Source organism: Sporosarcina sp. 6E9, from assembly GCF_017921835.1.
Taxonomy (GTDB): Bacteria; Bacillota; Bacilli; order Bacillales_A; family Planococcaceae; genus Sporosarcina.
The window spans coordinates 886,183-907,871 of sequence record NZ_JAGEMN010000001.1 but is presented as its reverse complement, the minus strand read 5'-3'; the positions used below and the strand labels follow the sequence as shown (position 1 = coordinate 907,871).

Genomic DNA, 21,689 nt, shown 5'->3' with positions numbered 1-21,689 from the left:
GTAATGTAGAAGGTGTCCGAGCAATCGGGCACCTTTTTCAACGTTCCTTTTGTATAATGGATATAGAGGTGAGTGCTTTGTTTATTAGCGAAAAGGAAATTGAAATCAGATACGCAGAGACAGATCAGATGGGTGTTGTCTATCATGCGAATTACTTAGTGTGGATGGAGATTGGGCGAACGAAGATAATTGAGGATTTGGGTTTTACATATGCTGGACTTGAAACAGAAGGCTATTTATCGCCTGTCATTGACCTATCCATCCAATATAAAGCGTCGATGAAATATGGCCAAAAGGCAACGGTTCGAACGTGGATTGAGTCGCACGGTAGATTAAGAACCATATACGGGTACGAGATTGTCCATGAAGACGGCACAGTTGCGGCAACCGCTACATCGGAACACGTCCTGGTGAAAAAGGAATCATTCCGGCCGGTATCTCTTGCAAAAGTAGCGCCAGATTGGGACTCGAAATATAATGAAATTAAACAGAACAAAGATTAATGGCTTTCGGTATTAAGAGAGATGAATTGATAGCTTGGAAAGAAGCCGTTGGTAACGGAGAAATTGCCTTTCTGACTCATTATTGGATCGATGAGCGATTTCCAGGGTGTAAAACAGTAACAAAAGCTGGGTGTTCCGACATTGAAAAACTAAGCCGGTGGGGCGAACGTTACGGATTGAAGCGTGAGTGGATTGATATGCGCGATGATTACCCGCATTTCGATTTATTCGGTGAACATGAGAGAGAAATATTACTAAATGAGGGGTTGTCCGAACAATTAATAAGGTTTGGACTGCTATGAATTCAAAAACGGCTACGATAGCTTCGACAGACTGAATTCAAATGAAAAAAGCGTGAATCGATTGACGATCACGCTTTTTCATATGAGTATGTGAGTTCTTTTAATTTGGGATCGACATTCACATGTAAGTCATGCTCTAGGAAATACCATTTGTCATGACTGTCTATGTAATAAATAGCGCCAGCATGTTCAACTTGAGCGGCAATTTCATCAGGTTGATCCTTTGTCACTCCAAGTGAGAAACCTTCGTGGAGCGGACTTGCACCGCCATATCTTGCGAAAAATCGAATTGCATCTCCTGGGACTACTTCCATTTCATCTTTAAACCAATTGAGTGCTTCGTTTGATACGACAATTTTCAATTGAGACACCTACTTTCTATGGGCTACCTCCATTGTATTATATCCACTTAACTTTTGGCTCGGTTCCTGCTTTGATTCTAGAAATATTTGCACGGTGTCGGTAAAAAATAAAGATCCCGAAGAAGAAAATCAAAATCATTAAATACAAATCACCGGTCCAAAAATAGTAAATCACCGTATAGATTAATGCAATCACAACTACGATCATTGAAGTTAAGGACACCATTTTTGTTAGTTTCAAGACGATAAAGAAGGCGGCTAGTACAATAATAAAGAATGGCCAGTTATATGCCAGTATTACGCCGCCTGAAGTAGCTACAGCCTTCCCACCTTTGAAACTAGCGAAAAGTGGATACATATGCCCGATAACAGCTAAGACCCCAAGAATGAGTGGGTGGACAGTTGTTTCATTGAAAAATGGAAGTAAGGGAAGAAGTGTGGCAGCTGTTCCTTTTAAAATGTCAAGAATCGTAACAGCAAGACCTGCTTTTTTTCCCAACACGCGGAATGTGTTCGTTCCACCAAGGTTTCCACTTCCATGTTCACGAATGTCGATTTTGTAAAATAATTTCCCTACCCACAAAGCGGAAGGGATTGAGCCGATAATATAGGCGAACAATAAAATTAAAATAAGTTCCATGATATACCCCTCTACCATTTTGTGTCGTTCATATGGTCTAAGTTTACCAGAACTACCCGCATGCTACAACGGTCTAATAATCTAAGATTTAGGTAAATATTTTTTCACTTCGTTGCATTTGAAAGCTTTTTTCTATACAATTAATTGAGCGAGCTTCAAGAAACGTTGGTTTGACAACCTTTTTAGGAAGCGGTACGATTATATATATAAGAACAGTCGTTTGATGGAGGCGGGAATTTGACGAAACAACAAGATACTTACAAATATGATGATGATTCAATACATGTACTTGAAGGGTTAGACGCTGTACGGAAACGCCCGGGTATGTATATAGGTTCGACAGATTCACGGGGGCTACATCACCTTGTCTACGAAATTGTAGATAATGCAGTGGACGAAGCACTCGGCGGGTTTGGATCCGAAATCGATGTAACGATTCATAACGATGGTAGCATCAGTGTTCGCGACTATGGACGCGGTATGCCAACGGGAATACACCAAACAGGAAAGCCGACAACCGAAGTTATCTTAACGATTTTACATTCGGGCGGTAAATTTGGACAAGGCGGATACAAAACGAGCGGTGGGCTACATGGAGTTGGTGCTGCAGTTGTAAACGCACTTTCAGAGTGGCTAGAAGTAACAATTTTTCGAGAAGGCCACAAATTTCGTCAACGATTTGAAAATGGTGGAAAACCCGCGACGACTCTAGAAAAGCTAGGGACAACGCGTGAAAGAGGAACGCTCATCCATTTTAAGCCCGATCCAAGCATTTTTTCTACTTTAAAATATCATTATGAAACAATAAGTGAACGACTTAGAGAATCTGCGTTTTTGTTAAAAGGATTAAAAATCGATTTGAAAGATGAAAATACGGACAAACATGAAGTATTTCATTATGAATCAGGTATCGAGGCTTTTGTTGAATATTTAAACGAAGAAAAAGATGTCCTCCATGAAGTAGCCTATTTAGAAGGTGCTTCAGAAGGCATCGAAGTAGAGTTTGCTTTCCAATTTAGCGATGGTTACTCTGAGACAATGCTATCATTTGTCAATAATGTTCGAACCAAAGATGGCGGTACGCATGAAACAGGTGCCAGAACTGCATTGACACGTGTTTTTAATGATTATGCAAGACGGACTGGGTTATTAAAAGAGAAAGATAAGAACTTAGAGGGCGCAGATGTACGTGAAGGAATCTCTGCAATTATTTCGGTCCGTATTCCAGAAGAAATCCTTCAGTTTGAAGGACAAACAAAAGGAAAGCTTGGGACGAGCGAAGCAAGATCTGTCACTGAATCAGTTGTTGCACAAAAGCTGCTCTATTTTTTAGAGGAAAATGCCGATTTAAGTGCATCGCTTATTCGGAAAGCAATTCGTTCTCAACAGGCACGCGACGCAGCAAGAAAAGCGCGTGAAGATGCACGTTCAGGTAAAAAACGAAGAAGATCCGATACGCTGCTTTCTGGTAAATTAACGCCTGCACAGTCAAGAAACGCTGCTAGAAACGAATTATATCTTGTCGAAGGTGATTCAGCTGGAGGTTCCGCAAAGCAAGGGCGCGATCGTGTATTCCAGGCTATTTTGCCACTTAGAGGTAAAGTTATTAATACTGAAAAAGCAAAATTAGAAGATATTATGAAAAATGAAGAGATCAACATGATCATTCATGCGATAGGCGGCGGAGTAGGCGCTGACTTCCAAATTGAGGATGCCGCTTACGATAAAATCGTCATTATGACGGATGCTGATACAGATGGTGCTCATATTCAAGTTCTACTTCTCACATTTTTCTATCGATATATGAAACCGCTAATTGAGGCGGGAAAAGTATTTATAGCACTGCCACCTTTATTTAAAGTTTATAAAGGTGTAGGCAAAAAAGAAGTAGTAGAATATGCTTGGACTGAAGCTGATCTAGATGAGGCCATTGGAAAAATTGGGAAAAATTATTTACTACAACGCTATAAGGGTCTAGGAGAGATGAATGCGGACCAACTATGGGACACAACGATGAACCCGGAAACCCGGACACTTATCCGTGTTACAATTGAGGATGGCGCTAAAGTTGAACGTCGTATAACGACATTAATGGGCGATAAAGTTGAACCTAGACGACTTTGGATTGAAGAAAATGTCGATTTCGGCCAACTTGAAGACCATAATATATTAGATAATGAATTTATTCATGTTGAGGAGGACTATGAATGACAAATATAGAACGATTTCAAGACCTTCCACTTGAAGAGGTTGTTGGTGATCGGTTCGGTAGATACAGTAAGTACATCATCCAGGACCGAGCACTTCCAGATGCACGTGACGGCTTAAAACCAGTACAACGTCGAATTTTATATGCAATGTTTCATGAAGGAAATACACATGAAAAAGCATTTCGTAAATCTGCGAAAACTGTTGGTAACGTAATTGGTAATTATCATCCACATGGTGACTCGTCTGTTTATGAGGCAATGGTTCGTATGAGTCAAGACTGGAAATTACGTCATATGATGATTGAAATGCACGGTAATAACGGTTCAATCGATGGTGACTCTGCAGCAGCGATGCGTTATACAGAAGCGCGTCTTTCAGGTATTGCGGGTGAAATGCTGCGCGATATTGGTAAGAATACGGTAGACTTCATCCCGAACTTTGATGATACTGAACCGGAACCAACAGTTCTTCCAGCAAGATTCCCGAATTTATTGGTGAATGGATCTACGGGTATTTCCGCTGGATATGCGACAGATATTCCACCGCATGCGCTTCATGAAGTGCTGGATGCGGTTCTTTTACGACTAGAGAACCCTGAGGTAACCGTAGAAGAATTAATGACGGTTATTAAAGGGCCGGATTTTCCGACAGGTGGAATCATTCAAGGGACGGATGGCATTAAAACTGCCTATAAAACCGGAAAAGGACGGTTTATCATCCGTGCTAAAACTTCGATTGAACAGTTAAGAGGCGGGAAATCACAAATCGTTGTCACGGAAATTCCATATGATGTTAATAAAGCAAATATGGTAAAACGTATGGATGAGCTTCGAATCGACCGTAAACTCGATGGAATTGCAGATGTACGTGATGAATCAGACCGTTCTGGGCTTCGTATTGTAATCGAGTTGAAAAAAGATACAGATAGTAATGGGATTTTACAATACATGCTGAAAAACACTGATTTACAAGTCACTTATAACTTTAACATGATTGCAATTTCGGGACGCAGACCAACATTGATGTCTCTTCCGATGCTTCTTGACGCATATATTGACCACCAGAAAGAAGTTGTGACGCGTAGATCACAATTCGATATCCAAAAAGCAAAGGATCGACTCCATATTGTTGAAGGATTAATGAAAGCATTATCGGTCCTCGACGAAGTCATCAAAACAATCCGTGGATCTAAAGATAAACGTGACGCTAAAAATAATATTATTGCGAAATTCGATTTTTCAGAAGTACAAGCGGAAGCAATTGTTTCGTTACAACTTTACCGATTAACGAATACAGATATTACCGAGTTGCAAAGAGAAGACGCGGAACTTCGAAAACTAATTGACAAATTGGATGCAATCTTAAAAAGTGATAAAAAACTCTCAAGTGTGATTAAAAAAGAACTAACAGCAATTCGAAAACAATATTCTGAGCCTAGAAGGTCCACTATTGAAGAGAAAATTGAAGAAATCAAAGTCGATATCGATATTCTGATTCCTAGTGAGGAAGTACATGTTTCGGTGACAAAAGATGGCTATATCAAGCGGACTAGCGTTCGTTCCTATAGCGCGTCGAATGGAACAGGTCATGATATGAAGGATTCGGATTATATGTTATTTGAAGCGCCAATGAATACACAGCATCATTTGTTGCTGTTTACATCATTCGGAAACTATCTATATCAACCGGTACATGAACTACCTGATATCAGATGGAGAGATTTGGGACAACATATTTCAAGCATCATTCCACTTGAACAAAATGAAATGATAATCGCTGCGATTGGATTAGAGAACTTTGAGGAAGAAGCTAATATCATTACGGTATCTAAAAATGGAATGATCAAACAATCTAGCGTCGGTGTCTTTGAAGTAAGAAGGTATAATCGCTCATATCGAGCAATGGGAATACGTAAAGGCGATGAAATGGTTGATGCTCAGCTTGTAAAAGGTGATGAAGATGTTATTTTATTCACTAAACAAGCTTTTGCACTGCGTTTCCCGCTTGCTGAGTTATCCGTCACTGGCGTAAGAACTGCTGGGGTCAGAGGTATCAATTTAAAAGATGAGGATCAATTAGTTTCACTGGTAGCCGTTCGTGAAGAGGCAAACGCCTCTCTGGTTCTTGCAACTCAACGTGGTGCTGCAAAACGGATGAATTTAAGAGAATTTGAAACCGCTAAAAGAGCACAACGTGGTGTAGTGGTATTAAGAGAGTTACAATCAAATCCGCATGAAGTCATTGGTGTTGAAAAGGCTACAAATGATGAAATCATCGTATTAGCAACTGAAAAAAATCATAAAATACCAATTCTAGCTGGATCATTAAGGCTAGTAGATCGGTATTCAAATGGAAGTTTCATTGCAGATGAGAAAAAAGATGGTCGAGTGACACATATTTATAAAGATCCAAAAGCCGAATTAGAGTAAAAATTAAGGTCACGGGATAAAATTCCCGTGACTATTTATTTTTTCTATCGTATAATAATTCGGAAGACGAAATATAATGTTATGCGACCATACAAAGAACGGGGATAGGGGCATGTGGAAAAATCGAAATGTTTGGATAATATTGAGTGGGGAAATGATAGCTGGTTTGGGGTTGTGGACCGGAATTATTGGGAATCTAGAGTTTATGCAAGAAAAAGTTCCATCTGATTTCTTGAAAGCATTAATCATGTCTGTCGGCCTTCTAGCCGGCCTGGTTGCAGGACCAATTGCTGGGAAAGTTATTGACCAATCCAGGAAGAAAACGGTGCTTCTAATATCGGGACTAGGACGAATGTTAAGCGTAATATTCATGCTCGTCGCGATTAGTACTGGATCGATTTGGTGGATGGTTGCGTTTATGATTAGTATACAACTGTCGGCCACGTTTTATTTTCCGGCATTACAGGCGACAATTCCGCTTGTTGTAAAAGATGATAATTTATTAACAATGAATGGTTTGCATATGAATGTTGCAACAATTTCACGCGTGATTGGGACTGCACTTGCGGGTATTATGCTTGTCTATTGGACGCTCATTTCATTGTACTGGATTTCGATGATTGCATACGGAGCACTTCTATTATTTACGATGATGCTGCGTATCGATGAGGAAGAGGGAAGGGAAGCGAAGGTAAAAACCGCAGGCAATTCAGGTGGTTTCATGGAAGTTTTTCCTGTGTTAAAAGCTTATCCAGCGGTAGGTATGACTTTAGTTATGACGTTGATCCCATTACTTTTCATTGGATCTTTTAATCTGCTGGTCATTAATATCAGTGAAATTCAAGATTCAGTCTCCATTAAAGGTCTGGTTTATACCGTTGAAGGAATCGCATTTATGGCCGGAGCATTCGCCGTAAAATATATTTCGAAGAAATGGCGAACGACCATGATTTTGTTTTTCTTTGCAACAATGGTCGCCGTGGCTGAATTTATGCTGTTTTTTGTTGAAAGTACTTTTATTACGTTAGCAGCCTTTGCTGTATTAGGGTTCGCTTTAGGTTGTTTTTTTCCGACAGCAATGGTTATTTTTCAAAAACAAATGCCAAAAGAGTATCATGGTCGTTTTTTCTCGTTCAGAAATATGTTAGAACGCGTTATGTTCCAGGTGGTATTGTTAACAGCTGGTGCATTTCTGGATATTATTGGGTTACAATTGATGGTTGTCGTTTTTGGTGTGATTAGCCTAAGTTTGACAGCATTATTTTTTATACAAATGAGAAGAAGAAATATCGTATTGGAAGAACCACTGCAAACTACCGCAGAAAGTATCTAACTTTTTGCGGTTTTTTCATTGGTAAAGTAATAAAGAACAATTCGTTGAGGAAAGAATGATTTTAATACAAATAGGAATTAATAGAGCAGATATAATTAGTGACCACGATGGAAATACATTTGTTATAAACGGTGGCAATCGAACAGATCAAGAAGATCCGCACAAGTTTTATTTAGACAAAGGAATCTTGGAAATGTACAGGTTTTGGATTGAGATCAACTAATTTTTAGTGATTAACAGAAAATAATTAAAAGGTGTGTTTTAAACAAAACTACAAAATAAGTACTTTTTTCGGTTTTATCTCAATATCATGAGTATACTTATTCAATGAAACGTAACTACCGATAATTTATATTATGTAAACCTAAATCTAAAAAACGAAAAGGGGCTGCATCATGTTCAATCCCTTCTAACCTTTATCACTTATTCAACATCATCAATAAACCGTATGCCATATTCAATCACATCATTGATATATATATATTTTTTCTTTGCGAACTCTTTAACTTCCGTTAATAACTTATCATCATACGTTGTTTTAAATTGAATTCGATCCTTCGGTCTCTCGAATTTATTACATGGAATAAATTGTCTCATCAAAACATTTTTCAATCCATTCTCCAGCAAATAATTAATTCGTGTATTCTTTTCAGCGGCAATTTCTCTCAAAGATTCTAGTAGTGATTTACTGATATTTGTTCTAAATGATTTTCTGGACGTCGTTGTCCGATGAATTAATTTACCATTTTTAAGGCTCCACATCGGTACATCAATTAGATCTTCCACGTAAAAAGGTTTACTGGAATGCTGCGACATATACACTCTCTTATATATATGATAATCATCATCTTTTACATTAGTGTAAATTATATCGGCGAGTTTCGAAAGTTCAGATTTTCCACTAACCCATACTCGATAAATAAAAGTACCGGATTTACTTGTAAAGGAAGTAATTTTTGCTGTTAAGCTCCACGAAAGCAGAACGGATAGAAGTCCCTCAGCAAACTCCAAGCTTGCAGAAGTTACATTCATTTCATAGCCTTCTCTTCCCACCCAACCATCTCCATCAATAACGCCTCTAATAAATGACGATAAAAATGCTGTAGGAACGTTTGGAAATGGCATAGATAACGATTTATTAGCTACGATCCCTAACGCTGCAAGATCTTCTTTAATAACTTTTGAATTGATAAGTAATGTAGCGGTAGTCCTGGTCGGTCCTGTGGCAGCTAAAACATAGTCTGCGTCCATATAGGTTGCAATTAATCGTAGAATTCGTTCATCTTTTTGAGAAAAAGAAATGCTGTGATATTTTTTATTAACACAACCGTCCGTAACAAATAAGCCTAATACCCAAGCCATTTCATGCGACCATACTTTAAAAAAATCCTCGTTAACTTTATTTTTTCGAGGTTGTCCTGCATATTGCTCCCTATTCATTTGAATGCCATGTTTATACATCACATTCCGTATCGCACGATCAGAAATTCCAATAATCGGAGCCATTTTTTTAAACGACATCCCGTTTTTGTACATTTGAATAATTATTTCGTCTGTCATACCTGGATTTCTCGCCAGAAATTCCACCTCCTTAATTCATCATCTTATACTTATTATACGAACAAACGTTTTTAATTGCAAGAAAATTGCAATAGAAAAAGAACCCGAAGAGTATGCTATAAAGCTTCTCTTCGGGTTCTTTCTTCAACTTATTTAGTCTCTTGGCACAAACGTCTTACAATCCGTTTCTTCACTGCTTTTTGCTTGTTTTCCTTTTTGGCTAACTACGTAAATAGATTTCGCACTACATTTGTTCCCGTTGCTCCAATATTTACAGTTATTCACTTCGCATAAAATTTCTTGTGCCATGTGCTCCACCTCCTTGCTGTTAGAATGAGCCAGAGGTGCGGATTGATACATGTTATCTGGTACTTTGTTTCCCCGGAAAAATCGTAAACGACCAAGAATATATGAAGTCAATAACAAAAACTAACGTCCATATCATTCCAATTGAATATGCCGCTTCATTTGCATACGGCGATTGTTCAGCTGTTCCTGATTCAACCCATGACATATCTGTTAAGAAATTTAACATCTCATTGAAACTTCCTGTTCCGTAAAACCATAAAATTGATTGTCCAATTAAAAATACAAACAAGTGAATCGACGATGTTAAACGATACTTTGTCGCAACATATTTCGGATCTTTTTGACGCTTTAAAATGGCGTAGTCTCTCTCTGTTAGAAGTTCAATATGCCGCCACTTCCCTACTGTTTTACGCATCCAACGATCCAATTTCAAAAAATCGAAAATCCCAAATGTGCATGCATAAACGACAAAAAGGACGATAATCATTTGGAATGTAGAAATCTCTTTTGTTTCTTGATAAATCAGTATGCCCAGCAATGCTTCGAATAGAAGCAACAAAAGAAACGTAAATATCGCTAATACACTTAACCTTTGTTTATTTAATACATAGCGTAAAAACCCGAAAGTTAGAAGTGAAATGACCGATAATATTTCAATCGTTATAAAAATTTCCCATTGATATGTCACAATAAATTGCAAAACTTCTATCTCCTCCCATATACATACTATCTCTGATACGTTGGAATGAAAGAAAAGTTTCATTCGAAATTATATTAAAATCGGATTCCTAAAGTGAAACCTTTCGTTACAAGAAACGTATAATTGCTAGTCAGAACGATTGGAGGCGCTGCAAATGTACTTTGAACCTGATCCTATTGGAAATGCGATGTTTACGATTGTTCCTATTTTCATAATTGGCATTTTTATTGTTTTTATTTTTATTGTCGTTAAAGGAGTAAAAGAATGGAATTCAAACAATAATTCCCCGAAATTGACTGTTCCTGCTCAAGTTGTTGCGAAAAGAACGAATACTTCTGGAAGTAGCCATCACGCGACGGATCATATGCATTCGTCGACGACAACGTCCTATTATGTAACGTTTCAATTTGAAAGTGGAGATCGAACAGAGTTTTCGTTAAACGGTTCACAATATGGAATGTTAGCGGAAACAGATATTGGAAAACTTTCTTTCCAAGGCACTCGTTATCTTGGGTTTGCACGTAATATTGACACATAGTACGCTCAAACGTTTATCAGTTTAAGAGGTCTAACATTTTTTGAGTTCGACTATCTAATCAAACTAATGGTATATTCAATTAGATAGTCGAACTTTTTATCGTCATTTAAATGAAATAATCTATGGATAAATTAATTCTTTGATGCAATCATTTTAGTATGATTTCTGTCTGCAATTCTTGCACACTTTAACCGTTTCATTGGTTTCCATTTCATACTCATACAATAGTTTTATTCTTTTTCGGAAACAAATCGGACACTCGCCTCTACCTTTTGAAGGTATTCGTTTCAACGCTTTACCTCTGTTACTTTTCCCCATGTCTATCCCCCCGTATACGGATTTCTCTTCTCTTTAGTAAATGATGAACATGGAAAAAGATTGATGATAATTTACATTATATTTTTTCCCCTTTAGTTCGAATAAGATTATATGGAAAATAAAAAAGGTCGTCCGATGTTTGTGCATCGAACGACCAATTGTAATAGCGACTACCTTGGAATAGACTCACCATATCGAGTAGACTTACTAAATAATATCCGATTCTTTTCCAAGATTACCTTCCATATTAAAACCTATAAACACCGCAAATACTACCAATAGAGCACTAATCGGTAGCACGAGTAATGTTCTAAATAATACATCCGCCGCCATCTCTACGCCGTAATATACAAAAGCCCAATGGACCGTCGTAAAAAGTACCGCAAATAATAATCCGGAGACAATAATAAAAGTTAAGCGGTTTTTCGGTGTGATATTCAGTTTTAACAAACTTCCTAGCACAAACGGAACCGCACATAGCAACGATAAATAAGTATAGTTAACGTCCAACAGTCCCCCGTTCAAATAATACTCGCCTATCAGCATCCAATTCATAATTGCAGTCCCATAAACTAATAGAAATGCGGCAATTAGACTTCCAAACACCAAAGATAGTTTTGAGTGCACCTAATGAACATCCCTTCTACTCTTTTTTGGGAAAACTGAACCCAGTTAATTAGTTTATGCCTGTCCAGCGCTTCATTATGACGATTCCGTATTAATTCGAAAAAATAAAAAGCCTAAATGTAGGCTCAATGGATAGTGCTCGTATCATGTTTTTTATTATATACATATGCAATTCCAGACAAGGCAATCACCAATCCAATTGAAGTCAGCCCCATAGCCATCCCCTCTATTGTTAGATTACGAGTAACAGTTGCAGCTAGGATTCCAAATCCTACGCCAGCGGTTATCGCTGCCAGAATGATTCGTACCATTTCTCCATTCCCTTCCAGGATATTATGCGGGATAAATGACCCTATCCGCATATTATTCAAAGTTGAAATAAATGGTTCCGCTTATAAATGACAAAACAAAAAGTAGTACAAACTATATCTTTAGTCTGTACTACTTTTTTTATCTTGACTCTACTCTTAAACGATCTGTTTCTTGTAGTTCTTTAAGGTTCGAAGCCCCAATACCGAACATCGCTAGGCGAAGTTCTAATTCTCTCGTCTCCATGACTTCCATCACATCTTCTAGAGATTGAGTGGCTTCTTTCAATATAGAACGTCCAACACCGACCAGGTCACTGCCTAAGGCAATCGCCTTGGCTGCATCAACACCCGTCTTCACGCCGCCGCTTGCAATCACAGGTTGGCTTTCGATGTGATCTCTAACGGATGTAATGCAATCTACGGTCGGGATGCCCCATTCGCTGAAAGCGTCTGCCGCGTTTCTTTTTACTGGAATTGAAGAACGGAATTTCTCAACTTGACTCCATGAAGTACCACCAGCACCTGCAACATCGATAAAGGAAATACCCACATCACATAATTTTTTAGCTGTCGCACCGTCAATTCCCCATCCGACTTCTTTGACGCCGACCGGAACGCCAACTTCAGCACAAAGTTGTTCGATTTTTAGTAATAAATTCTTGAAATTTGTATTCCCCTCAGGCTGAATGACTTCTTGAATACTATTCAAATGCAGAACAAGTGCATCCGACTCCGTCATTTCGATAATCCGTCTACATTCATCCGTTCCAAAACCATAGTTGAATTGGACTGCGCCTAGATTTGCGATAATCGGGATACTTGGTGCATATTTTCTCACTTGGAAGGAAGAACGAAACTTTTCGCTTTCAATTAATGCACGTGTAGATCCTAATGCTAAGACCCAACCCCTCTCTTCGGCCGCTTCGGCTAAATTTCGATTAATCGTTTCTGCAAATTCAGCGCCGCCAGTCATTGAACTGATTAAAAATGGTGTTTTACATTCATGTTCCAAAAACTTTGTATGAATGGATATTTCGTCAAAGTCTATTTCGGGTAAAGCATTATGAAGAAAATTGACGCGTTCGAATCCGGTTGATATTGAATGCCCCGTTACTTTTTCTTCCAATGCAATTTGAATATGTTCTGATTTCCTTTTATCAATAGGACCAGTCATTTAATCGCGCCCCCTAATTCTTTATGTAGAAAGTGAATCATAATGCACCAAATTTAGAAACGTGCAGGTGTAAAGGTAATATATCTGCTGAATTCCATTCATGATACAAATGCTGTGCATCCAAGTTATTCTGAACAAAAGCAATTCCACAATCGCCGCCGCCAGCGCCTGATGTTTTGCCACTCCCATACTTATCAGCCAACTGAATTAACGCTTTAAGTTTGGGTGTCTCTATATTAACCGCTGCAGAGTCACTTAATAATTGAATCGCTTCACGATTTTCTTTGAGACTTATTATCGCCGTATGGACATCATTTTCCGCGAAACTCTCAATAAGTTTACTGACTGCTTTTTCGCTTCTCTCAATAAAGTTTACGTACTCTGTTGGTCGGCTAACACGCAATTGGTTGATTTTGGTAACCATTGGTGCTGTGGCAGCTACGTTACCTGTCCATCCGACGCAAAGGATCAGATCGTTTGGCGAGGTAATGTTTTCAATTAAAAGACTTGGCCACCTCTGCTCGACGATTTTTCGGATTGGCGTTTCTTTTCGGAGTTCCTCTAATAGCCATGTGGATGTAAAAGCGGCGTATTGAATCCATCCGCCGTAAGTAGAAGCGGCAATATCCGCACAGGATCCATTACCTTGTGTTTTGAAATGTGCGATTGCAGAAAGTTTATAGATCAATTCAGCAGTCGGTTTTAATCCGTAAAACTTAAACAATGATGTAATGGTCGTAACAACTACTGCAGCACTCGAGCCTAAGCCGTATTTTTTACCGGACGAATCATCCAACTCGCTGGTGATCAACAAAGAAAATGTGTGAGGTTGAATCGATTTTTCAGCTATAAATGCATTGAATGTACTGATTGCATTTCGAATAAAGGTCAACTTCGAATCAGAACTACTAAAATTCACTTCCACACCATCGGAATCCCATGTAATATCATTTAACCCCAATTGCGGTAGTGAGAGAAGATTTCGTTCATTTTTCTTTATTTCTGCATTCATATATCGGTTAACAGCAACGACAATTGCTCGCCTGTCGGGTTCCAACACGGAATATTCACCGGCAATCATCAGTTTTCCTGGTACTTTGATATGATGTGTGGTGGTTTTCATAATTAGCAACACGTCTTTCTTTTAGTCTGAGGCAAGTAAGAAATCCCCGGACCTGGGTGACAAGTAAACACATCTTGTACAGAAGACACGGTCATTAACGCTTCTCTGACGTATGCCTCGTCTTTTGGCTGACAAAGAACTTTAACATTCGGACCGGCGTCAATTGTGAAATACGCATGAATCCCCGACTCCCTTAATTCTTGAACTTTCTCCATAACATCGATAGTCGCGCTTTGCCAATACATGAATGGCGGATTGGCTCCTAATGTTGTGGCGTGCATCTTCATGGCATTTCTTTCAAGGACATCCCCTAGCATCTCGAAGTTGCGCTCGGAGATGGCTTCTTTAGCGACAGCCAAATCTTCATCAACAGTATCTAACCAACCTTGATAAAATGGTGATGTGTCAACAGAGCGTTTCATCCCCTCACGACTTAAGATCTTTTTCTCTTTAGGTTCTAAAAGGACGGATAAAATGCTTAGATCCCATTCTTCTTCCGGTAGAATTTGTTCAGCATAGGAGTCTGTCCCGTCAGGTCGCTCACCTTTTTTCCATTCTACATAACCGCCGTATATTGACCGACAGGCAGAACCTGATCCCTGGCGTGCTATTGTGGATAAAGTTTGTTTATCGATATCCATGCCCAATGCTTTTGTTGCCGCGGCGGCTAACGCTGCGAAACCTGATGCCGAAGAAGCGAAACCTGCGGCAGTTGGCACTTTGTTTATGGAATCTACTATTGCATACAATTTCGAGCCTGACATATTTCGTATGATGTCTAATAATCGACTAACCTTTTTTGTTTCATCTTCAGTGGCTAATGTATCATTTAAAAATAATTTGTCCGAAGTCAAGCATTCGCAAAACTGGACAGAAGTTATTGTATAAAACTGGTCCAACGTAATGGACAGATTATTATTCATCGGTAAAAACAAATCTTCATCTCGTTTTCCCCAATATTTAATTAAAGCAATATTCGTATGAGCCTTAGCTGTTGCCTCCAAATTTACATTCCTTTCATAAATGAATTCAAAATCCTATCAATTTTTTCCTGCTTTGAAACTCCAGGTTTGAAAAGCGCCTGCCGCAAGTAATGACGCTTCAAGTTCTTTTGCATGTTGTGGGTCTCTTGCAAGTGCGAGTATGCATCCACCTCGGCCGCCACCTGTTAACTTAGCCCCAAGCGCACCTTTATCTTTTGCTGCTGAAACCAATCGATTGATACCTGAATCACTCACACCTAACAGCGTAAGCTCATGTTGCGCGACGTCGAGGGTTTCTCCTAGAACTTCAATCTCGCCACGAATGAGCGCGACTTTCGCCCTAAATGTATTTTCTTCTATTGCATGAAGAGATTCTTCGGTTTTGGCTTTATTAAGATTATATTTTTCTTTAATACTTTCAACAGCACCGCGTGTATTGCCAATTCGACCTGTATCCGCAACAACTAAATAAAACGAATAGCCTATTTCCAAAGAAGTGATCGGATTTCCCCGTTCAAACCAAATTGGATGGTCATTTGACGACGCCGCCGCATCGATTCCGCTAGGATTTCCATGCGCATAGGTTTCGGCTAGGTGGACAAGTTCTGTCAGCTTTTCATCATGAAGTGCTTGTCTATAATAATTAAACAAGCCCCTTACAATCGAAATTGCAATTGCTGCACTTGAACCTAGTCCACGTCCCAGAGGTATTGTAGATTCTAATGAAATTCTAAGTCCTTCCGGTTTTTGTTTTAGGTATTTAAGGGTTTCAGTGATACAAACCGAAATGCCTTCCATTCTGTCAGGTATTTCATCATAATGACCACTATAATACGGCGATTCAAATAAAATTGTTTTATAATTGTTTAGTTCTTCGATTGTAGCGCGTGCTTCAATCGCTGGAAATGGGAGTGCAATCGCCGGCTTGCCGTAGACAACCGCATGCTCTCCTATCAATATTAACTTACTATGTGCAGTGCCAACTGCAGTTTTACGAGGTATGGCAACCATACAGTGACCTCACTTTCTAAATTAGGTACATGCTCATTGCACCGCATGAAAAATACTTTCCCTTTGATTTTACCATTATTCATGGATTCTTCCAATCATCCTTCTTCGGCTAATCATAACTTCTTCCGGCTCCAATACATAGGATAGGGTATTCGTTAAGTAGAAAGGAGGACTATTTTTTGCACTATGTCTATTATTCATCCTTGAACCCCCATACACAAATTGCCGTGGATCCAAATCCGTTCCCACCTGTTGATCCCCAGCTTCTAAATGTTTCTGCGATAAGGTTTCAGGAACTTATGAAGGAAGCTAATAAATTAGTAGAAAAAATTAGCACGTCTAAAGAATTTGCCTACGAACTAATGAACGAGGCCCAGTTGTCAAATGCTGACAAAGTAGAAGAATTAATAAAATCAACTGGAATTACATTGAAAGTTGAAACATCATTTACCCCAACAGGAATTCGTATTAAACTCGATAACGCTGAAATTCCAGGAAGATGTTGTCAGTTGGCTATGTTACTCCATTGGTGAGTGAATGGGTAATGCATGTAAATGATTAATAAGAGGTGGTAGAATGCAGATCCATGTTGTGAAAAAAGGAGAATCATTATGGGATATATCCCGCCGATTCGGTATGCCGATGGATCAAATCATTAACGTAAATGAATTGGAATCACCTGAAAAACTCTTAGTTGGTCAGGCCATTATCATACCAACAGCAGCGCCTTCAACAGCCAAGCCTGTTATCGATGTCAATGCCTATACAATCAATACAGGAGAAACAGGAGCCTCAGAGATACACGAGGTTGGTAAAGATTTAACGTATTGGATGCCATTCGCCTATCGGATGACAGATGCTGGCGGCCTAGAAGCAATTGATGATTCTGCTATGATTCAAGCATCCATTGAAGAAAAAGTCGTCCCAGTCTTGTGCATCACCAATTTTAGCGCTACAGAAGCTGGTTCAACTTTAGCACATACCATTCTATCAAATACGAACATTCAAGAACGTTTATTAACGAATATAATAACGTTAATGAAAGATAAAGGATACCGCGGAATAAATATAGACTTTGAAAACGTATTACCGGCTGATCGCGTTCTTTACAACCAGTTTTTACAACTAACAGTAGACCGCTTGCACCCTGAAGGTTTTTTTGTATCCACCGCGCTGGCACCAAAAGTTAGCGCCGAACAAAAAGGATTATTATATGAAGCCCATGATTATGAAGCACATGGAAGAATCGTTGATTTTGTCGTGATAATGACGTATGAGTGGGGGTATCGGCTAGGTCCGCCTCAAGCCATTTCACCACTCAATCAAATAAAACGCGTACTTGATTATGCGGTTACTGTAATTCCTAGGGACAAGATTTTTTTCGGCTTTCAAATCTATGCGCGCGACTGGGTGCTCCCGCATGTAGCTGGGACAGAGGCGGAGACATTCAGTCAGCAAGAAGCGGTTCGGCGTGCCGTTCAACATGATGTAGCCATCCAATACGATAAGACAGCCCAGTCCCCTTTCTTTCGATACGCAGATGATCAAGGTCAAACACATGAAGTGTGGTTTGAAGATGCCCGCAGTGCACAAGCAAAGTTTGATGCGGTAAAACAATATAAATTGCGCGGCATCAGTTACTGGGTCCTCGGCTATTCATATCCGCAAAACTGGGCATTACTTGAAGACAACTTTACGATTCGAAAGAGAATGTAATTGACCGACAATAAAATAAAACCGCCCTTAGCTTTTTAGCCAGAGGACGGTTTTATTATTGTGTGCAAGTAAAGATTACTTTTTGTCAACATTGATCCGGCCGTTATCAGACCTTAACTTCATCAAGTTTTCTCCTTTGCCAAACACGGTTAACTCATTATTTTTTCCAAAAACATCGATTTTCCCATTATCTGTTTTCACGTCGATTTTCAAATTAGTCGGTTCGGTTTCGGTGACAATTTCAATTCGACCATTATCCGTAATTAGATCGATGTGGCGATCCAAATTCTCGGTTATCAGCATAATCCGTCCGTTGTCAGTTTTTCCAATAATTTTACCATTCACTTGTTCTATATAAATTTTTCCGTTATCTGATTGAACAGAGGTAGCAACTGCGTCGACGTGCTTCAATTCGATATTTCCGTTATCAGTTTCAAATGAAACTTCTTTTACTACCAAGTTTTCTGCCGAAATTTCACCATTATTATTTTTCACTTGAATGGATTCATATTGTTTTTCAGGAACTTTAACTAATAACTCCATTTTGGAAAATGATAAATCAAAACGCAAGAAATTCCATCTCTTTTCCTTAAAATTTATGACCAAAGTTTCGTTTGTTACATTTGCATCGAAATCAAATTTCGCGTTTTTTCTTTTCTTTCCGGTGTATTCGATGGTCGTGGTTTTACTCGTGGTCGGCATAATTTTAACTTTCGCATTGTCGGATAAAACGTTGATCGTTGTAAATGATTCATCTTCAATCTTGATGTTGTTCGAATCCTCTACGAATTTATTCCAGGCCTGCCAAAAGAAAGAACCTCCCAACACAACGAAAAGTATAATCGACAATACAATAAGTAATCCCCTATTTTGTTTCATCGTCCCAACCTCCATATAAATGATTTCTTGTAATTCTTATTATATTGGTGATGCGGTTCCATTTGAATAGACTTGGGAGGTGGTTTCATCTCAGCCATTGGTCGTAGTTTTCCACTTTCTGAAAGCCAACCATAATAAGACGAAAATTATGAACGCTACTGCTTCAAGAGATAAAATATACCAGGGGTAGGGACCTAAAACATCTAGTAAACTCTCATTTTCCGGTTTCATGCGTAAAAACATATAATTCGCATCGAAGACTTGATTCACGAAAAATATAAATGGAAGTAATATATTCAATACGATTATCGTACTTACTACCCCTCTAAAAGTTGGTTTGTAGCCTTTAATCCATGTAAAATAGAGCGCTGTTAAGATAATTCCGATATGTGTATAGAAAAAGTGGAAGTATCTAAAATGCGGAAATCCCACGTCCAGAACGGGTGTTCCGACCGCTTGAATGGCACCCCCAATGCCGGCAAAGAACACGAACGTGTAAAGACGCTTATTACCCGTCCATAGAGTAGCAATCGCCACCAGTAAGCTTATGCTGCATAATTCAAGCGGTAACGAACTCGTTAAATGCCAACGTTCGGTCGTAATCATCCAAATATGATAAAGGATTTCCATTGCCAATAGAGACAAAGCGAAAAGTCGTTCAATTACTCGTAAGGTTTCTGGCCTATTCAATAAACGCTTTTTCGTTAGAAACAATAGAAGAATAGTGAAGAATAACATGACTATCGCCATGACATGTTCATTTGAAAAAATTGTGAACGAAGGCTCAATCCTATGTGCCACCAAATCATCCCATTTCAATTAAGATACTTGTGGATATTATAAACTAGTCTACGTTAAAAATGTGATGAAATATTCAAATTATATCGATCTAAAAAAACACTTGTATAATACAAGTAAGTGCAATGATAATAATTTGCATTATGCAACTATTGGGCATGCGGCTAGATTACGTCTACGTCTGCTATAACTTTTCACAAAATAGATGCAAGGATCTGATGACTGTCTCTCTTTCAAATTCGTTCATTGAGGAGAGTGAATCCCCCATTATTTCGGCGATACGGTTATTAATTGTTTCGATTAAGTGATGACCCGATTGAGTGAGAGATAATAATAGAATCCTTCGGTCATTGCTATCTGGTGTTCGAATGATTAACTGTTTTTTTGCTAACGTTCCAATCTGCCTAGAGAATGTTGTTATGTCCATTCCGATTGCCTCAGCAACTGTGTGCATTGATGGATTGTTATGCAATGTAACTTCATGCAGTATCGAGCTTTGAATAGCTGTAATCTCCTCACAACTACTTTTATGAATCTTATTCAAGTTTTTTGTTAATGCGTGAAATATCGAAATGTTTTTTTCCAATGTAAGATCCCCCAATACATGGATATTATGAAAAAACGCGCTCAAAGTAACGAAGCGCGTTTTTTTCATTCTGGTAGTTCATATTGATATTTTTTTTCTGGAATATGCTTATTATACCGTACTTTGTATAATTTAAATAAATGAGTGATGGCTACCTTTAGTAGTGCGTAGCCTGGAATTCCTAGAATAACTCCTGCCACACCGAATAACGAGCCCGCGGTTAGTAATACGAATATAATGGTAATTGGATGAATGCTTAATGATTTTCCCATAATCTGAGGAGATATAAACTTGCCATCTATCAATTGTACGATTGTCCAAACAATAGCAAGTTTAACCAACATAAATGGTGATGTGACAATCGCAATAATCACGGCCGGCGTAATAGCGATTAAAGGACCTAAATAAGGTACAACACTTGTAAACATGGCTAGTACACCAAGAAGTAATGCGTACTCCATTCCTATAATATAAAACCCAATCGTCACCATTATTCCGATGCAGATTGCGACGAGGATTTGCCCCTGAATATACGAACTAATTTGATGGTCAGCGTCTTTGACGATTTCTTCTGCATCATCCCGCATACTTGGCGGCAACATGTTGATAAAAACCTTCGGTAGTTTTTCGCCATCTTTCAATAAATAGAATAGGATGAATGGAACCGTGACAATCGCTAATACGAAACCCGTTAGCGCACTGACAAATGATGTTAAACCGACGGCAATCCCGCCCACAGTTTCAGTGAGAAATTTACCAACATTGTCCGGTGCTGATTCAACGATTGACATCACGTTAATATCGAGCTTTTCATAAAATGATGAAAATATGGAAGTACTTAAAAAGGTATCAATGTCTAATGTTAATTTTTTAAAATATGTTGGGAATTCATCTACGAGATTATTAACTTGTGATTTTAAAAAAGGTAGAACGAGAAATACTAGTAATGTAATAAGTCCGGCTGCACCTAGAAATATAATAAGTATTCCCCATGGACGAGGAATACGAATTCTTTCCAATAAGCGAAGAATCGGGCGGAGTAAATAATAGCCGATTGATGCTAATATAATTGGCAAGACGACAGTCGAACTAAATACTTTAATCGGGTAAAATATAAACGAAACTTCTTTGTATACGACAATGATTAACCCTATGAGTAAAATTGAAACTAAAACAAATAATGTGCTTTTTCCGCCGAGAAAGTGAATGATATTAACTTTCGAATGATCTTCATTTATTTGCTCGGCTTCTTGGTTAGAAAATGATTTTCGCTTCA

Annotated in this window: 24 protein-coding genes; 8 read left to right on the top strand and 16 right to left on the bottom strand. The window is 38.7% G+C overall.

Translation table 11 applies throughout. The features are described from left to right. Positions 1-77: 77 nt before the first annotated feature. Both J4G36_RS04730 and J4G36_RS04725 read left to right on the top strand, forming a co-directional pair. On the top strand, positions 78-503 hold the full coding sequence (locus J4G36_RS04730) for an acyl-CoA thioesterase (RefSeq protein WP_210470424.1): 426 nt from the start codon (positions 78-80) through the stop codon (positions 501-503). Further along, entirely contained in the window at positions 503-805 is a 303-nt protein-coding gene (locus tag J4G36_RS04725; RefSeq protein ID WP_210468910.1) for a hypothetical protein, read from the top strand. The genes J4G36_RS04730 and J4G36_RS04725 overlap by 1 nt, the downstream gene beginning before the upstream one ends. 68 nt (positions 806-873) lie before the next feature. Here J4G36_RS04725 and J4G36_RS04720 read toward each other — a convergent pair whose 3' ends face one another. After that, positions 874-1,167: a HesB/YadR/YfhF family protein gene (locus tag J4G36_RS04720; protein ID WP_210468909.1), complete on the bottom strand. Its 294-nt coding sequence runs from the start codon at positions 1,165-1,167 to the stop codon at positions 874-876. A 37-nt stretch (positions 1,168-1,204) separates the two neighbouring features. Beyond that, positions 1,205-1,807: a glycerol-3-phosphate 1-O-acyltransferase PlsY gene (plsY, locus tag J4G36_RS04715; RefSeq protein ID WP_210468908.1), complete on the bottom strand. Its 603-nt coding sequence runs from the start codon at positions 1,805-1,807 to the stop codon at positions 1,205-1,207. Between the two features lie 237 nt (positions 1,808-2,044). Here plsY and parE point away from each other — a divergent pair, with 237 nt between their 5' ends. The 3 genes from parE (at position 2,045) to J4G36_RS04700 (ending at position 7,780) form a co-directional block, all read left to right on the top strand. Continuing rightward, a complete protein-coding gene (parE, locus tag J4G36_RS04710; RefSeq protein ID WP_210468907.1) occupies positions 2,045-4,018 on the top strand; it encodes a DNA topoisomerase IV subunit B in 1,974 nt (657 codons plus the stop codon). Continuing rightward, positions 4,015-6,447 carry a DNA topoisomerase IV subunit A gene (gene parC / locus J4G36_RS04705; protein WP_210468906.1) on the top strand — a complete coding sequence of 811 codons (2,433 nt, stop codon included), beginning with the start codon at positions 4,015-4,017 and terminating at the stop codon, positions 6,445-6,447. Before parE ends, parC begins: the two co-directional genes overlap by 4 nt. Positions 6,448-6,559: 112 nt before the next feature. Then, positions 6,560-7,780 (top strand): MFS transporter, encoded by a 1,221-nt coding sequence (locus tag J4G36_RS04700; protein ID WP_210468905.1) that lies wholly within the window; start codon positions 6,560-6,562, stop codon positions 7,778-7,780. A 423-nt stretch (positions 7,781-8,203) separates the two neighbouring features. On the opposite strand, the gene J4G36_RS04695 is transcribed toward J4G36_RS04700, so the two are convergent. From J4G36_RS04695 to J4G36_RS04685, 3 genes are all read right to left on the bottom strand, one after another. Beyond that, positions 8,204-9,340: an LAGLIDADG family homing endonuclease gene (locus J4G36_RS04695; protein ID WP_210468904.1), complete on the bottom strand. Its 1,137-nt coding sequence runs from the start codon at positions 9,338-9,340 to the stop codon at positions 8,204-8,206. Positions 9,341-9,493: 153 nt separating this feature from the next. After that, a complete protein-coding gene (locus tag J4G36_RS04690) occupies positions 9,494-9,649 on the bottom strand; it encodes a DUF1540 domain-containing protein (RefSeq protein ID WP_172369161.1) in 156 nt (51 codons plus the stop codon). 52 nt (positions 9,650-9,701) lie between these two features. After that, positions 9,702-10,349: a hypothetical protein gene (locus J4G36_RS04685; protein WP_210468903.1), complete on the bottom strand. Its 648-nt coding sequence runs from the start codon at positions 10,347-10,349 to the stop codon at positions 9,702-9,704. 154 nt (positions 10,350-10,503) lie between these two features. On the opposite strand from J4G36_RS04685, the gene J4G36_RS04680 reads away from it, so the two are divergent. After that, entirely contained in the window at positions 10,504-10,887 is a 384-nt protein-coding gene (locus J4G36_RS04680) for a DUF2500 domain-containing protein (protein ID WP_210468902.1), read from the top strand. A 153-nt stretch (positions 10,888-11,040) separates the two neighbouring features. Here J4G36_RS04680 and J4G36_RS04675 read toward each other — a convergent pair whose 3' ends face one another. From J4G36_RS04675 to mvk, 7 genes are all read right to left on the bottom strand, one after another. Then, on the bottom strand, positions 11,041-11,205 hold the full coding sequence (locus J4G36_RS04675; RefSeq protein WP_210468901.1) for a hypothetical protein: 165 nt from the start codon (positions 11,203-11,205) through the stop codon (positions 11,041-11,043). 207 nt (positions 11,206-11,412) lie between these two features. Next, complete coding sequence (locus tag J4G36_RS04670; RefSeq protein ID WP_210468900.1) at positions 11,413-11,811, bottom strand: hypothetical protein; 399 nt, start codon at positions 11,809-11,811, stop codon at positions 11,413-11,415. Positions 11,812-11,957: 146 nt separating this feature from the next. Further along, positions 11,958-12,143 carry a hypothetical protein gene (locus J4G36_RS04665; protein WP_210468899.1) on the bottom strand — a complete coding sequence of 62 codons (186 nt, stop codon included), beginning with the start codon at positions 12,141-12,143 and terminating at the stop codon, positions 11,958-11,960. A gap of 139 nt (positions 12,144-12,282) precedes the next feature. Further along, the gene (gene fni, locus J4G36_RS04660) at positions 12,283-13,317 is read right to left on the bottom strand and encodes a type 2 isopentenyl-diphosphate Delta-isomerase (RefSeq protein WP_210468898.1); all 1,035 of its coding nucleotides are present in this window, start codon (positions 13,315-13,317) and stop codon (positions 12,283-12,285) included. Positions 13,318-13,354: 37 nt separating this feature from the next. Further along, a complete protein-coding gene (locus tag J4G36_RS04655) occupies positions 13,355-14,440 on the bottom strand; it encodes a phosphomevalonate kinase (RefSeq protein WP_210468897.1) in 1,086 nt (361 codons plus the stop codon). Positions 14,441-14,442: 2 nt separating this feature from the next. Next, the gene (gene mvaD, locus J4G36_RS04650; protein ID WP_210468896.1) at positions 14,443-15,444 is read right to left on the bottom strand and encodes a diphosphomevalonate decarboxylase; all 1,002 of its coding nucleotides are present in this window, start codon (positions 15,442-15,444) and stop codon (positions 14,443-14,445) included. Between the two features lie 36 nt (positions 15,445-15,480). After that, positions 15,481-16,434: a mevalonate kinase gene (gene mvk, locus J4G36_RS04645; RefSeq protein ID WP_210468895.1), complete on the bottom strand. Its 954-nt coding sequence runs from the start codon at positions 16,432-16,434 to the stop codon at positions 15,481-15,483. A gap of 179 nt (positions 16,435-16,613) precedes the next feature. Here mvk and J4G36_RS04640 point away from each other — a divergent pair, with 179 nt between their 5' ends. Further along, positions 16,614-16,967, top strand: coding sequence for a YuzC family spore coat inner layer protein (locus tag J4G36_RS04640; RefSeq protein WP_210468894.1), 354 nt, complete (start codon positions 16,614-16,616; stop codon positions 16,965-16,967). A 43-nt stretch (positions 16,968-17,010) separates the two neighbouring features. Next, a complete protein-coding gene (locus J4G36_RS04635; RefSeq protein ID WP_210468893.1) occupies positions 17,011-18,150 on the top strand; it encodes a glycosyl hydrolase family 18 protein in 1,140 nt (379 codons plus the stop codon). A gap of 75 nt (positions 18,151-18,225) precedes the next feature. Here the strand turns inward: J4G36_RS04635 and J4G36_RS04630 are convergent, their stop codons facing one another. From J4G36_RS04630 to J4G36_RS04615, 4 genes are all read right to left on the bottom strand, one after another. Next, positions 18,226-19,029: a DUF4097 family beta strand repeat-containing protein gene (locus J4G36_RS04630; protein WP_210468892.1), complete on the bottom strand. Its 804-nt coding sequence runs from the start codon at positions 19,027-19,029 to the stop codon at positions 18,226-18,228. Positions 19,030-19,119: 90 nt separating this feature from the next. Further along, positions 19,120-19,848 carry a YwaF family protein gene (locus J4G36_RS04625; protein WP_246880402.1) on the bottom strand — a complete coding sequence of 243 codons (729 nt, stop codon included), beginning with the start codon at positions 19,846-19,848 and terminating at the stop codon, positions 19,120-19,122. A gap of 163 nt (positions 19,849-20,011) precedes the next feature. Continuing rightward, the gene (locus J4G36_RS04620) at positions 20,012-20,413 is read right to left on the bottom strand and encodes a MarR family winged helix-turn-helix transcriptional regulator (RefSeq protein WP_210468891.1); all 402 of its coding nucleotides are present in this window, start codon (positions 20,411-20,413) and stop codon (positions 20,012-20,014) included. A 65-nt stretch (positions 20,414-20,478) separates the two neighbouring features. After that, positions 20,479-21,651, bottom strand: a complete 1,173-nt coding sequence (locus J4G36_RS04615) for an AI-2E family transporter (RefSeq protein WP_210470422.1) — start codon at positions 21,649-21,651, stop codon at positions 20,479-20,481. Between the last annotated feature and the right edge of the window lie 38 nt (positions 21,652-21,689).